Origin of the sequence: Pseudomonas sp. stari2 (genome assembly GCF_040760005.1) — a bacterium.
Taxonomy (GTDB): Bacteria; Pseudomonadota; Gammaproteobacteria; order Pseudomonadales; family Pseudomonadaceae; genus Aquipseudomonas.
Genome location: NZ_CP099760.1, coordinates 1,758,113 through 1,771,749, shown reverse-complemented (window position 1 = coordinate 1,771,749; position 13,637 = coordinate 1,758,113). Strand labels below are relative to the sequence as shown.

Sequence of the window (13,637 nt, the reverse complement as noted above, 5' to 3'; positions counted from 1 at the left end):
TTCAGAGTAATGGCGCCACCACCGGTTCCTTGCGCGGCCACGCATCAAGCACAGCCTTGAACAGCGTCGCCAGCGGAATCGCGAAGAACACACCCCAGAAGCCCCACAACCCGCCGAACAACAGCACCGCGCAGATGATTGCCACCGGGTGCAGGTTGACCGCTTCGGAAAACAGCAACGGCACCAGCACGTTGCCGTCCAGGGTCTGAATGATTCCGTAGACCGCCATCAGATAGATGAACTGATCGCTCCAGCCCCACTGGAACAGTGCAATCAACATCACCGGCACCGTCACCACCACCGCCCCGACATACGGCACCACCACCGACACGCCCACCAACAACGCCAGCAGCGCCGCGTAGTTCAGCCCGAGGGCGACGAAGGCGATATAGGTCACCCCGCCACAGATCACGATTTCGATGACTTTGCCACGAATGTAGTTGGCGATCTGCCGGTTCATTTCCTCGGCAACCCGGGTGATCAGTGCCCGTTCACGTGGCAAATAGCCGCGCACCCACTCGCCGATCATCATCCGATCCTTGAGGAAGAAGAACACCAGAATCGGCACAAGGACCAGGTAGATCATGATGTTCACCAACAACGGCAGGCTCGATAACGAGAATGTCAGTGCCCACTGACCGAATTTACCGATCTCGCCGCGCGCCGCTTCAATGGCTTGCAGCACCTGCTCGTCGGACACCAGATGCGGATAGCGCTCCGGCAGCAGCAACAGCAGCGATTGCCACTTGGCGAGCATGCCCGGCAACTCGTTGAACAGCGTGATCAATTGATGCCAGAGCAACGGCAGTACCACGACGATGAACAACAACAGCACGCCCATGAACAGCGCAAACACCAGACCCACCGCTGCACCACCGGGCATTCGCAGACGCTCCAGGGTGACCACCAGCCCCTGCATCAGATACGCCAGCACCATCCCCGCGAGCACGGGCGCGAGCATTCCGCCGAGGGTAAGCACGGCGGTGAAGGCGAGAAACAACAACACCGCCAGCACCACGGCTTCCTCATCGGAAAAGTAGCGCTGAATCCAGTCGCGTAACACTTTGAACATCAATAATCCTTAGGTCTTTTACGCTGTCGGTTTCAGGCTTTTTTCAACCAGTAACGGTAGACGCCCGCCTCGTCTTCTTCACGCAGCAGCGTATGACCGGCCAACCGGGCAAAGGTGCGAAAGTCGCGTTGCGAGCCGGCGTCAGTGGCAATCACCTTGAGTACCGCACCGCTGGGAAGCTTGTTCAGTTCCATCTTGGCCTTGAGCAACGGCAACGGGCAATTCAGGCCGCTGGCGTCCAGTTCACAGTCATGGGCTACAGCATCGGTCATGCGTTACTCCGGTTCAGAGGGTCAGGCTGCCTAGAATATCTGGTCGCAAGCCCGGTGTCCGGCTACAGTAAGGTCTTTGTCGACTAAGGCTTTGTGCATGACATTTCTGCGCCCTACCCTGCTGACGCTCGCTTGCCTGCTCGCCTCACCGGGCTTCGCCGACGACCTGCCATCACTCGGTGACGCCAGCTCTGCCATTGTCTCGCCACAACAGGAATACCAACTGGGCCGCGCGTGGTTGGCGCTGCTGCGCAGCCAGGTTTCACAGCTCAACGATCCACAGCTCAAGGACTACGTCGAGTCCAGCGTCTATAAACTGGTGGAAACCAGCCAGGTCAACGACCGACGCCTGGAATTCATCCTGATCAACAGCCCGCAGCTCAACGCCTTCGCGGCACCGGGCGGGATTGTCGGGGTCAATGGCGGCCTGTTCCTCAATGCCCAGACCGAGGGCGAATATGCCTCGGTACTGGCTCACGAACTGGCTCACTTGTCCCAACGCCACTTCGCTCGTGGCGTCGAGGCGTCGCAGCGGATGCAGGTGCCAATGATGGCCGCGTTGCTGGCCGGGATCGTCATTGCGGCCGCGGGTGGCGGTGAGGCCGGAATCGCGACCATTGCAGGTACTCAGGCAGCGGCGATCCAATCGCAAAGAACCTTCTCGCGCCAGAACGAACAGGAAGCCGACCGCATCGGCATTCTCAACCTGGAGAAGGCCGGTTACGACCCGCGCGCCATGCCGACCATGTTCGAACGCCTGATGCGCCAGTACCGCTACGACGCCAAGCCTCCCGAATTCCTGCTGACTCACCCGGTAACCGAATCGCGTATCGCCGACACCCGCAACCGTGCGGAACAGGCCAAGCCCGGTGGTATCGAGGACAGCATGCGCTATCAACTGATCCGCGCGCGGGTGCAACTGATCTACGAGGAAACCCCGGGCCTTGGCGCGAAGCGTTTCCGCGCACAGCTGGATGAGAACCCGAAAAACGACGTGGCCCGTTATGGTCTGGCGATCGCCCAGATCAAGGGTGGCCAGTTGAATGAAGCGCGGGAGAATCTTAAGCAACTGTTGGAAAAATCGCCGAACGAGCTCATCTACAACCTCGCCCAGGTCGATCTGGATATCACCAACAATCGTCTTGCGGAGGCGCAGTCTCGGGTCGACCGCATGCTGACTCAGTATCCGGGCAACTATCCGCTGAATCAGGTGCGAGTCGATCTGTTACTAAAACAGAATCGCACCGCCGATGCGGAGAAAGCCCTGGAAGGCTTGTTGAAATCACGTCCGAACGATCCGGATGTCTGGTATCAGGTGGCTGAGACCCGCGGCCTGTCGGGCAATATCATCGGCCTGCATCAAGCTCGCGCCGAGTACTTCGCGCTGGTTGGCGATTATCGCCAGGCCATCCAGCAACTGGACTTCGCCAAACGCAAGGCCGGCAGCAACTTCCCGCTGTCGTCGCGTATCGATGCGCGTCAGCGCGAACTGATGGAGCAGGAACGCATGATCAAGGACATGATGGGATAAGCCCGCTCCAGGAAAAACTCCGGACACAAAAAAACCGCCTCTTTCGAGGCGGTTTTTTTTACTCAACCGCTACTGGATCATTCAGCCAGCTTGAACGTGATGAAGCTGGCGCGACCCTGACGCAGAACCCGCATCGATACCGAGCGATTCTTCGGCAGTGCCTTGGCGATCTCCCCGAACTCCTTGGCCGAACCAATGGCCTGATTGTTCAGGTGAGTGATGATGTCGCCTGGCTGCAGGCCGATCAGGGCGGCTGGACCGTCCTGCACCTCCTTGATGACCACACCACCTTTCAGGTCGTAGGTTTTTTTCTGTTCTGCAGACAGCTCAGCGACCGAAACACCGAGGCGATTGCTGTTGGTCTCGACACCGGATTTCGGCAGGGCATCCAGTTCCTTGTCTTCATCAGGAATCGCGCCGACTGTCAGCTCGATATTCTTGCGCTTGCCCTCACGAATCACCTCCAGATTGGCCTTTGCGCCAGCCTTCAGTGCACCGACCAGATGAGGAAGGTCTGCGGACATGACGATCGGCTGACCATTCATGCTCAGGATCACGTCGCCCACTTGCAGGCCACCCTTGGCAGCCGGACCGTCATCCTGGATCTGCGCCACCAGCGCACCGGCCGGTTTTTCCAGACCGAACGATTCGGCCAGATCCTTGTTCACTTCCTGAATGACCACGCCCAACCAGCCACGGCTGACCTTGCCACCGCTTTTCAGCTGGTTGGATACGTCCATGGCAACGTCGATCGGAATAGCGAACGAAACACCCATGAAACCACCGGAACGGGTGTAGATCTGCGAGTTGATCCCCACCACTTCACCGTTCAGGTTGAACAGCGGACCACCGGAGTTCCCCGGATTGATCGGCACGTCGGTCTGAATGAACGGCACGTAGTTTTCGTTTGGAAGGCTGCGGCCAACGGCGCTGACGATGCCTTGGGTCACCGTGTGATCGAAGCCGAACGGCGAACCGATCGCGACCACCCACTGCCCTGCCTTCAGGTCCTGGGATTTGCCGAGTTTGAGTACTGGCAGATCCTTGCCTTCGATTTTCAGCAGGGCCACGTCGGAGCGCGGGTCGGTGCCGATCAGCTTGGCTTTCATTTCACTGCGATCTGCCAGGCGAACGAGAATTTCGTCGGCATCGGCGATCACGTGGTTGTTGGTCAGGATGTAGCCGTCCGGAGAAATGATGAAGCCCGAACCCAACGATTGCGCTTCACGCTGGCGATCACCACGCGGAGAACGCTGTTGCGGCGGCATGCCTCGTTCGAAAAACTCACGCAGCATCGGCGGCAAGCCTTCCAGGTCCGGCATCTGCTGGTTCACTTTGCGATCCGGCAGCTTTTGCGTGGTACTGATGTTCACCACCGCAGGCGAGGCCTGTTCGACCAGCTGGGTGAAATCCGGCAGGTTGACCGGACTGGCCGCATCAGCCGCCTGGACTGCAGGAACAGCCTGACCGAGCACAAGCACGGTGGCGACAATGGAGAGATAAGACTTCAAGCTTGGTATCGACATACAGCTCCCGTTACGACGAGCAGGGTTAAGCGATATGGAGCAAGGAACACCGGAAACTACAGGCCGGCATTTTTGTTCCGGGAACAACAAAACAAGGCCAGAGCCGTGAGGATCTGACCTATAAAAAATTTTCGGATTATTTGCAAATGAAAATACTCAGCAAACATTTCATGTCTCGAACACGAAGTGAAAACTGCTGAAATCAGCTCACTGCTTGCTGGTTGCAGCGCCATCGTTGCGTATCGACAAGGCAATCCGTTCGGCAGTACCGATTGGAATTTCGCCGACCACCGTCACCATCATTTCGCCCTGAGGCGTAGTCAAACGGCGGGATACGGCAACCGTTGGCCCCAGCTGAGTCCGGGTATCCGTGACGACGGCCCCGTTCAGTGGTTCCAGGAACACCGAGAAACGCGCCAGACCATCGTCATACAGCAGACTGTTGACCTGGGTCTTGGTGTCAGGGTCCTTGTGCGAGGAACTGCTGGTGAGTTCAAAACCCGGCGGCAGCCAGTCGGATCGCCAGACCTGCGCGGTCTTGACGGCTGAAGCCTTGTCACTGTCGAGGTTGACAGGCTTGCAGTCGGAGGCTGCCTGGAGATCCTTGTCGGATGGAACCTCGGCAGTATCCAGTCGAGTGAACTGGAACCGCTCAAGCAACTGGCCCTTGTCGTTGAGCAGCAACGACTTGAGTGGCAAGCCCGTTTCCTTGTCCAGATGCAATTCAAATCCGTAGCGATACTGATCCCGTGGCGTCAGCGATACAATTACCGCGTCACGCCCGGCCACGCGCGACTTACCGATCACGGCAAGCTCATACCAATTCTTCAGCTTCTGTGGATCGAGAGGACGAGCGGCAGAGTTTGGTGAATCTCCCAGCCCCGCAATCAGGGTGCCGCTGACGCATTGAGTATGCCCATCAATGCGTACGACTTCCTGTGCCGAACCGTCGAGCTGGAGCAAACGCTCGCGAACCTGCCCGTTCTGGACGCGATGCCAGATGCTGTGGGTAGAAAAACTACCGTTACGCTCGTAAACGAATGTGCCGTGAAAGCTTTGCTGCTGCTCGGCCTGGCCCAGGCGGGTCAGCCAATCCTGGGCCTCATCGGCGTGGGCTGGAACGATGAACCAGCCACTGAGCAGAAGCGAAAGTAGAGGTATGGCGCGCATGATCCTCCTTAACGGTTTTCCAGACTGGCTGCTCGTGCATAAGGCAGTGCGCTTTCAGTACCTTTCAGCGCAGCTTGCTGAGCATGTTGACGCAGATAACCCGGCAAACGCTGATCGTGCCAGCCTGGCTGGCCTTGCAGCACACCATTGACCATAGGACCAGTGGCTTCAGAACTCTCATTGTAGCCTGCCAGCACCGCAGGCCCCTTGACCTGAGGAGTCGCCAGCGCTGGCTGATTGGACTGCTGCGCCAGTTCGACACCGGCAATTTCGTCATGGTTATACAGACGAACGCCTGCCAGAACAGCAACGGTCACCGAGGCTGCAACAGCCAGACGACCCAGGCTGCGCCATGGACCGCGGGACACTTTGGCTGGAGTGGCTTCATCTTCCAGCGCAGCAGAGACTGCCGCAGCGAGATCCAGGCGCGGGAGCAGTAGATCCTTGTGCATGGCTGCCCGAGCGATCTGGTAACGAGCCCAGGTTTCGCGAGTTTCAACATCATCCAGTGCGTTGAGCACTCGACGCAATTCCAGTTCGTCCGCTTCGTTATCCATCACTGCGGACAGCGATTCCTGCAGGGCTTCCCGACTCATGGCGTTCCTCTCTTGGCTGTCGCCGCTGTCTTTAGTTTTCCTGCAACAATGGCTGCAGGGCTTTATCGATGGCCTCCCGGGCGCGGAAAATCCGGGAGCGCACGGTACCAACCGGACATTGCATGACACTCGCGATGTCCTCGTAACTCAGACCATCGAATTCGCGCAAAGTTAAAGCCGTGCGCAAATCCTCTGGCAGTTGCTGAATGGTTCGATGGACGGTGCCTTCGATCTCATCCCGCAGCAATGCACGTTCAGGAGATTCGAGGTCCTTCAGGCCGTGATCGCCGTCATAGAACTCTGCATCCTCGGAACTGACATCGCTATCCGGCGGCCGGCGGCCGCGTGAAACCAGATAGTTTTTCGCCGTGTTGATGGCGATGCGGTAAAGCCACGTATAAAACGCACTGTCTCCGCGGAAATTTCCTAGTGCCCGGTAAGCCTTGATAAAGGCTTCTTGAGCAACATCCTGGGCTTCATGGGTGTCGTGCACGAAACGCACGATCAACCCGAGAATTTTGTGTTGATACTTCAACACGAGCAGATCGAAAGCTCGCTTGTCACCGCGCTGAACGCGCTCGACCAGCTGCTGATCCTCTTCCTGGGTTAGCATGAACACTCCTCGATAAACTCGGAGGAAGCTTGCATGACTAAACGACCGGACTTGCAAACATAGACTCGGGCTTTTCGCAAAAGTTCTCCCCCTCCAAGCAAGTTTCCTGCGGGCTCTGATTTGGCACGCACGAAAAACGCAGCGCGGGATAAACCGGCTGCGCGAATAATCTTTTAATCGGCTCGCCGGCTAGAACCCAACCGCAGGTTCCGCATTGAAGCCGACACTGTCCCTTGTTTCGGGCAACCGTCTATTGATCTTGGGCCTCTGGCAAAAGTTCCAAATATTTATAGACCGGCCATGCCGACATTGGGCAACCGTGAGTGGAAAAAGCGTGTTTCATCTGCGATACAGTCGCTTTTTCCCAAAACCTGTGAAAAAAACATCCGACAAAACGTCCGGATTTTTCCGTCACGGTAGTTTCACAATGCCATATCGGCTCGGCTATTGTGCCGCCCCACCCCTCTATATACTAGTGGGCTGTGTGGCTGTCTCGACTCGCCCATCCGCCTGTCTTGCGCCAACCCCGACCCGGGTCGCTTTGAGCGGAATCCTGAAATGAGCCAACAGTTTCAACACGATGTTTTGGTGATTGGCAGCGGCGCTGCCGGTTTGAGTCTCGCGCTGACCCTGCCCGGTCACTTGCGCATCGCCGTATTGAGCAAGGGCGATCTCGCCAACGGTTCGACCTATTGGGCCCAGGGTGGCGTCGCGGCCGTGCTGGACGACACCGACACTGTCGAATCCCACGTCGATGACACACTCAATGCCGGTGGCGGTTTGTGCCATGAAGATGCGGTACGTTTCACTGTCGAGCACAGCAAAGAGGCGATCCAGTGGCTGATTGACCAGGGCGTACCGTTCACCCGTGATGAACAGTCCGGGACTGAAGACGGCGGATTCGAGTTCCATCTCACCCGCGAAGGCGGCCACAGCCACCGCCGCATCATCCACGCCGCCGATGCCACCGGCGCGGCCATCTTCACAACCTTGCTGGCCCAGGCAAAACAGCGCCCGAACATTGAACTGCTGGAACAGCGCGTAGCGGTCGATCTGATCACCGAACGACGCCTGGGACTGAACGGCGACCGTTGCCTCGGCGCCTACGTGCTCAACCGCAAGACCGGCGAAGTCGACACCTACGGCGCACGCTTTGTGATCTTGGCTTCCGGCGGCGCCGCCAAGGTCTACCTCTATACCAGCAACCCCGACGGCGCCTGTGGTGATGGCATCGCCATGGCCTGGCGTTCGGGCTGCCGGGTGGCGAACCTGGAATTCAATCAATTTCATCCCACCTGCCTCTATCACCCGCAGGCCAAGAGTTTCCTGATCACCGAAGCCCTGCGCGGCGAAGGCGCGCATTTGAAGCTGCCGAACGGCGAGCGTTTCATGCAGCGTTTCGACCCGCGCGCCGAACTGGCGCCCCGGGACATCGTCGCCCGGGCCATCGACCATGAGATGAAGCGTCTGGGTGTCGATTGCGTCTATCTCGACATCAGCCACAAACCCGAAGCGTTCATCAAGACGCACTTCCCGACGGTTTACGAGCGCTGCCTCGGATTCGGCATCGACATCACTAAACAGCCGATTCCGGTCGTACCGGCGGCGCACTACACCTGCGGCGGCGTCATGGTTGACCAACAGGGCCGCACCGACGTGCCCGGACTGTACGCCATCGGTGAAACCAGCTTCACCGGCCTGCACGGCGCCAACCGCATGGCCAGCAACTCGCTGCTGGAGTGCTTCGTTTATGCCCGTTCGGCAGCCGCGGATATTCTCGAACAACTGTCCGACATTGCCATTCCCCGCGCCCTGCCCGCCTGGGATGCGAGCCAGGTGACCGACTCCGACGAAGACGTGATCATCGCGCACAACTGGGATGAGCTGCGGCGTTTCATGTGGGACTACGTCGGCATCGTGCGCACCAACAAACGCCTGCAACGCGCACAACACCGCGTGCGTCTGTTGTTGGACGAAATCGACGAGTTCTACAGCAACTATAAAGTCAGCCGCGATCTGATCGAGTTGCGCAACCTGGCACAAGTAGCGGAACTGATGATCCGCTCAGCCATGGAGCGCAAGGAGAGCCGAGGCCTGCATTACACCCTCGATTACCCGGACCTGCTGCCCGAGGCGCTCGACACTATTTTGGTGCCGCCCACCTACGCCGGCTGAACTTGAGGCGTACCCGCAGGCGTCGGTGCAGATCCGCCGCCTGCGCATCCCGGGGCACGCAGATCGACCTGACCCGCCACTCCCCACGCAATCGAAAGCGCAAAACCACAATCACTGGCAGCGCCAGACTGTCCGGGCGCAACTGCACCGGCTGCCAGCCATCGGACTGATTCCACAATTGCCAGCCATCGCCGTCGCGGCGCAATCCGCAGAATGCCTTGGGATGACTCAGCAGAATCTCGCGGGGCAACACCCACGCCGCATGGATCAGGCAGGCAACGCCACCGAGCAGGCTGACCCAGAAAGGGATGACAAACAGAAACAAAGCGCACAGGGCGAGCGCCTGGGCCAGGAGATACGCCGCCAGCAATTGCCGTGAGGCCTGCCAGCGGCATTCGAACGTGTTACTTGGGCTGGACACGATCCAGAATCATGCGAACCATGCGTTGCAGCTCCGGATCTTCGGACTCGCTGCGTTCCATGAACCAGCCGAACATGTCCTGATCCTCGCATTCCAGCAGGCGGACATACAGCGCGCGGTCCACCTCGTTCAGATTCGAGTAGACCTCTTTCACGAACGGCACCAGCAACACGTCAAGCTCGAGCATGCCGCGGCGGCTGTGCCAAAAGAGGCGATTCAGTTCAACTTGTTCGACCATGGAGCGCTCCTCAAATAGGCCGCAAGTATACAGGCCCGAGACGGGCGGAACAGTCGGCTTTGGTCGGGCACCACCGATCCTTTATCAACTACCCATTTCAACACCACCCCCTTATGATGTGCCCCAGTCTATTTACCCTGCGATGACCCATGGCCGATTCTGCTTTTTTCTGCACCCTGACTCATGAAGGCGTTCTCGCGGTTCGCGGCGCGGATGCCGGCAAATTCCTGCAAGGCCAGTTGACCTGCAATATCAATTACCTGAGTGACGACCGGGCCAGCCTCGGCGCCCGCTGCACGCAGAAGGGCCGCATGCAGTCGAGTTTCCGCATTGTGCTCGAGGGCGACGGCGTGCTGCTGGCGATGGCCGGCGAGTTGCTGGAGCCGCAACTGGCGGATCTGAAAAAGTACGCGGTGTTTTCCAAATCGAAACTGACCGACGAAAGTGCCTCATGGGTGCGTTTCGGTCTGGAGCATGGGGATGCAGCCCTGAGTAGCCTGGGTCTGGAACTGCCGGCGGACACTGACAGCGTGGTTCGCCACGAAGGGCTGATCGCGATTCGCGTCTCCCCCGACCGCGCCGAACTCTGGGCGCCAGCCGATCAAGCCGATGCCATCAAAGGCAAGCTGTCTGCGCAATTGACCGAAGCCAAACTCAATCAATGGCTGCTGGGCCAGATCCGTGCCGGTATCGGCCAGGTCATGCCGAGCACCCGCGAACTGTTCATTCCGCAGATGCTCAATCTGCAAGCCGTCGGCGGCGTTAGTTTCAAGAAAGGCTGCTACACCGGCCAGGAAATCGTCGCGCGCATGCAGTACCTGGGCAAACTCAAACGTCGCCTGTACCGCGTACAACTGGACGCAAGCGAACTGCCGGAGCCGGGCACCCCGCTGTTCGCCCCGAGCCACGGCAGCTCCATCGGCGAAGTGGTGCTGGCCGCCCGCGCCGAGAAAAATATTGAACTGCTGGCGGTGTTGCAGGCCGAAGCTGCCGAGGCAGGCGATTTGCATCTGGGCACGACCGAAGGCCCGGCGCTGCACTTGCTCGACCTGCCTTACGAACTGGATCGCGACCGCGAAATCCAGCGTTGATCGCAGCATTTGTTGCAACACCCTAGAGAAATGACATGAGTGATCTGGCGGATAAGGTCCAACAGGATTTGGTTGAGGCCATCGATAACGATGACCTGGTTCTGCCAACGTTACCGGAAGTGGCCCTGCAGATTCGCAAGGCCGCCGAAGACCCGGACATAAGCGTCAGCGACCTGAGCAAAGTGATCGGCCGCGACACGGCGCTCTCGGCGCGCCTGATCAAAGTGGTCAACAGCCCGCTGCTGCGTGCGACCCAGGAAGTCACCGACCTGCACACGGCGATCACCCGTCTGGGCGTCAACTACAGCAGCAACCTGGCGATCGGTCTGGTAATGGAGCAAATCTTCCACGCCCGCTCTGAAGTGGTCGAACAGAAAATGCGCGAAGTCTGGCGCAAGAGCCTGGAAATCGCCGGTGTCAGCTACGCACTGTGCCGCCGTTATACCCAGCTCAAGCCCGACCAGGCCGCGCTGGGCGGGTTGGTGCACCAGATCGGTGTGCTGCCGATCCTGACCTACGCCGAAGACCACTACGAATTGCTGTCCGACCCGGTCAGCCTCAACCACGTGATCGACCACATTCATCCGCTGCTGGGCGACAAGTTGCTGCGGGTCTGGGAGTTCCCCGAGCGGCTGGTGGAGTTGCCGGGGCTGTATGAGGACTTGAAGCGCGATTCGTTGCAGATCGATTACGTGGATCTGGTACAAGTGGCCAGCCTGTATTGCCATAAGGACACCGACCATCCCCTAGCCCGCATCGACCCTTTCAGCGTGCCAGCCTTCCGCAAACTGGGGATCGATCCGGACAACAAAGTGCTGTGTGCCGACCTGGAAGAGTCGCGGTCGATGTTTTACTGATCTCAGCCGGCAATAAAGCTGACCCGCACCTTCAACCCCGCCTGCTCGCCATCATGCAGCGTGATCTGCGCCAGATGCGCGCGACAGATTTCCCCGACAATCGCCAGCCCCAGCCCGGAACCGGCGACTTGCTGATTGCGCCGGTAGAAACGCTCGAACACCCGGTCACGCTCATCCTGCGGAATGCCCGGGCCGTCGTCTTCAACCTCCAGCACCGCCGGCGACTTCACTCGCAATATCACGTTGCCCCCCGACGGCGTGTGCGCCAGCGCGTTGTCCACCAGATTGCTCAGCAGTTCGTTGAGCAATGTCGGCTCGCCGCGCAGCCAGACCGGTTCGTCCGCTTCCAGTGCCAACGCCACGCCGCGCGCATGAGCCAGCGGCGCCATGGCCATGCCCAGCTCACGGGCCAATTGGCTCAGATCAAGCAACTGCGCGCCGCCCTCGGCAATCGCCCGGGCGCCGTTTTCCACCCGGGCCAGCGACAGCAACTGGTTGGCCAGATGGGTCAGCCGATCCGTGCTTTGGGCCGATGATTCCAATGTGTCGCGCCAGGTCTGCGGCTCGCTTGAGCGCAGCCCTAACTCAAGTCGCGCCTTGAGCGCCGCCAGCGGTGTGCGCAGTTCGTGGGCCGCATCGGCGATGAATTGCGCCTGCCGCTCGAACTGCCCGCGCAGGCGCTCGGTGAAGTGATTGAGCGCCCGCACCAGCGGCCACAATTCGTGCTGCACTTCCACCAGCGGCAAGGGCCGCAGATCGTCGGGCTGACGCTCCTCCACTGCCGTGCGCAAACGCTCGATCGGGCGCAGCGCCGCGCTGACGGCAAACCACACCAGCAGCAATGCGCCGATTGCCAGCATGCCCAGTCGCAACAAAGTGTCGGCCGCCAGACTGCGGGCCATGCTGACGCGCGCCTCGTCAGTCTCGGCAACGCGAATTTCCGCCATGCCGTTCATGTTCGGTTCGGTCACGGCTTTCAACAGACTGACGACGCGCACGTTCTGGCCCTGATACGTGGCGTTATAGAAACGCGCGAGCGCCGGGTAGCTGTCGGTTCTTGGTGTCCCAGGCGGTGGGCCCGGCAGGTTTTCATAGCCGGAAATCAGCTTCTGATGGATGTCGTTGACCTGATAATAGATGCGCCCTGCGCTGTCATAGGCGAAGGTGTCGAGGGCCACATAAGGCACGTCGGCACTGAGACTGCCATCTCGTTGCGAAAGGCCGGCGGCGATGGTCCTCGCCGACGCCAGCAAGGTGCGGTCATAAGCGGTGTCGGCAGCTTCGCGACCGTTCCAGTAAGCGCTCAGGCCGCTGGCCAGCATCAACACCACCAGCAACAGCGCGAGGTTCCACAGTAACCGCCAGCGCAGGCTGCTGGGCTTATGCATCACGGCTTTCCAGCAGGTAGCCAAGGCCACGGAAGGTCACAATGGCCACCGGTTGGCCGTCGAGCTTCTTGCGCAGACGATGCACGTAAATTTCGATGGCGTCGGGACTGGCCTCCTCGTCGAGGCCGAACACTTGCGACGCCAGTTGCTCCTTGCTCATCACCCGGCCCGGACGCGCAATCAAAGCCTCAAGCACCGCTTGCTCGCGGGACGTCAACGTCAGCAGTTCTTCGCCGAGGGTGAAGCGTCGAGTATCCAGATCGTAGGCCAGTACACCACAACGCTGCTGACGTTCGCCGCCGAGTACACTGCGACGTAACAGGGCTTTGACCCGAGCCTCAAGCTCGGTCAGTTCGAACGGTTTGGCCAGATAATCGTCGGCCCCGAGATTGAGCCCATGAACTCGATCCCTGACGTCGCTGCGAGCTGTCAGCATCAACACCGGCAGGTTCTTGCCCCGGGCCCGCAGGCGTGCCAGCACTTCAAATCCGTCCATGCGCGGCAGGCCGACATCGAGAATCGCCATCGCGTACTCCTCGCTGCCCAAGGCCAGGTCAGCGGCCACGCCGTCGTGCAACACGTCCACGGTCAGACCGGTGCTCTTAAGCGCCTGGGCGACACTTTCGGCCAGTGGCAAATGGTCTTCGACGAGCAGAACACGCATGGATCTCTACCTCATTCAGGGAT

Annotated in this window: 14 protein-coding genes; 4 read left to right on the top strand and 10 right to left on the bottom strand. The window is 59.6% G+C overall.

Going from position 1 to position 13,637, the window contains the following annotated elements; genetic code table 11:
* Window position 1: 1 nt before the first annotated feature.
* Window positions 2-1,072: an AI-2E family transporter gene (locus tag NH234_RS08145; RefSeq protein ID WP_085730007.1), complete on the bottom strand. Its 1,071-nt coding sequence runs from the start codon at window positions 1,070-1,072 to the stop codon at window positions 2-4.
* Between the two features lie 32 nt (window positions 1,073-1,104).
* Window positions 1,105-1,344 (bottom strand): sulfurtransferase TusA family protein, encoded by a 240-nt coding sequence (locus NH234_RS08140; protein WP_007963279.1) that lies wholly within the window; start codon window positions 1,342-1,344, stop codon window positions 1,105-1,107.
* Between the two features lie 97 nt (window positions 1,345-1,441).
* Here NH234_RS08140 and NH234_RS08135 point away from each other — a divergent pair, with 97 nt between their 5' ends.
* Complete coding sequence (locus NH234_RS08135; RefSeq protein WP_085730006.1) at window positions 1,442-2,875, top strand: M48 family metalloprotease; 1,434 nt, start codon at window positions 1,442-1,444, stop codon at window positions 2,873-2,875.
* A gap of 77 nt (window positions 2,876-2,952) precedes the next feature.
* Here the strand turns inward: NH234_RS08135 and NH234_RS08130 are convergent, their stop codons facing one another.
* The 4 genes from NH234_RS08130 to rpoE form a co-directional block, all read right to left on the bottom strand.
* On the bottom strand, window positions 2,953-4,401 hold the full coding sequence (locus NH234_RS08130; RefSeq protein ID WP_085730005.1) for a DegQ family serine endoprotease: 1,449 nt from the start codon (window positions 4,399-4,401) through the stop codon (window positions 2,953-2,955).
* A 207-nt stretch (window positions 4,402-4,608) separates the two neighbouring features.
* Window positions 4,609-5,571, bottom strand: a complete 963-nt coding sequence (locus NH234_RS08125; RefSeq protein ID WP_085710237.1) for a MucB/RseB C-terminal domain-containing protein — start codon at window positions 5,569-5,571, stop codon at window positions 4,609-4,611.
* An 8-nt stretch (window positions 5,572-5,579) separates the two neighbouring features.
* Entirely contained in the window at window positions 5,580-6,167 is a 588-nt protein-coding gene (locus tag NH234_RS08120; RefSeq protein WP_085730004.1) for an anti sigma-E factor RseA C-terminal domain-containing protein, read from the bottom strand.
* 31 nt (window positions 6,168-6,198) lie between these two features.
* On the bottom strand, window positions 6,199-6,780 hold the full coding sequence (rpoE, locus tag NH234_RS08115) for an RNA polymerase sigma factor RpoE (protein WP_003172477.1): 582 nt from the start codon (window positions 6,778-6,780) through the stop codon (window positions 6,199-6,201).
* Window positions 6,781-7,338: 558 nt separating this feature from the next.
* On the opposite strand from rpoE, the gene nadB reads away from it, so the two are divergent.
* Complete coding sequence (gene nadB, locus NH234_RS08110; protein WP_085730003.1) at window positions 7,339-8,955, top strand: L-aspartate oxidase; 1,617 nt, start codon at window positions 7,339-7,341, stop codon at window positions 8,953-8,955.
* Here the strand turns inward: nadB and NH234_RS08105 are convergent.
* The gene (locus NH234_RS08105) at window positions 8,924-9,376 is read right to left on the bottom strand and encodes a protein YgfX (protein WP_367256260.1); all 453 of its coding nucleotides are present in this window, start codon (window positions 9,374-9,376) and stop codon (window positions 8,924-8,926) included. The two genes, nadB and NH234_RS08105, sit on opposite strands and share 32 nt — an antisense overlap.
* A complete protein-coding gene (locus NH234_RS08100) occupies window positions 9,360-9,614 on the bottom strand; it encodes a succinate dehydrogenase assembly factor 2 (protein ID WP_065257636.1) in 255 nt (84 codons plus the stop codon). The genes NH234_RS08105 and NH234_RS08100 overlap by 17 nt, the downstream gene beginning before the upstream one ends.
* A 149-nt stretch (window positions 9,615-9,763) precedes the next feature.
* On the opposite strand from NH234_RS08100, the gene NH234_RS08095 reads away from it, so the two are divergent.
* Both NH234_RS08095 and NH234_RS08090 read left to right on the top strand, forming a co-directional pair.
* Complete coding sequence (locus tag NH234_RS08095; protein ID WP_367256258.1) at window positions 9,764-10,705, top strand: folate-binding protein YgfZ; 942 nt, start codon at window positions 9,764-9,766, stop codon at window positions 10,703-10,705.
* A 35-nt stretch (window positions 10,706-10,740) separates the two neighbouring features.
* Window positions 10,741-11,562 carry an HDOD domain-containing protein gene (locus NH234_RS08090; protein ID WP_085730000.1) on the top strand — a complete coding sequence of 274 codons (822 nt, stop codon included), beginning with the start codon at window positions 10,741-10,743 and terminating at the stop codon, window positions 11,560-11,562.
* Window positions 11,563-11,564: 2 nt separating this feature from the next.
* On the opposite strand, the gene NH234_RS08085 is transcribed toward NH234_RS08090, so the two are convergent.
* Together NH234_RS08085 and NH234_RS08080 are read right to left on the bottom strand one after the other, a co-directional pair.
* A complete protein-coding gene (locus NH234_RS08085) occupies window positions 11,565-12,950 on the bottom strand; it encodes a sensor histidine kinase (protein WP_085729999.1) in 1,386 nt (461 codons plus the stop codon).
* Window positions 12,943-13,614, bottom strand: coding sequence for a response regulator (locus NH234_RS08080; RefSeq protein WP_085729998.1), 672 nt, complete (start codon window positions 13,612-13,614; stop codon window positions 12,943-12,945). Before NH234_RS08080 ends, NH234_RS08085 begins: the two co-directional genes overlap by 8 nt.
* Between the last annotated feature and the right edge of the window lie 23 nt (window positions 13,615-13,637).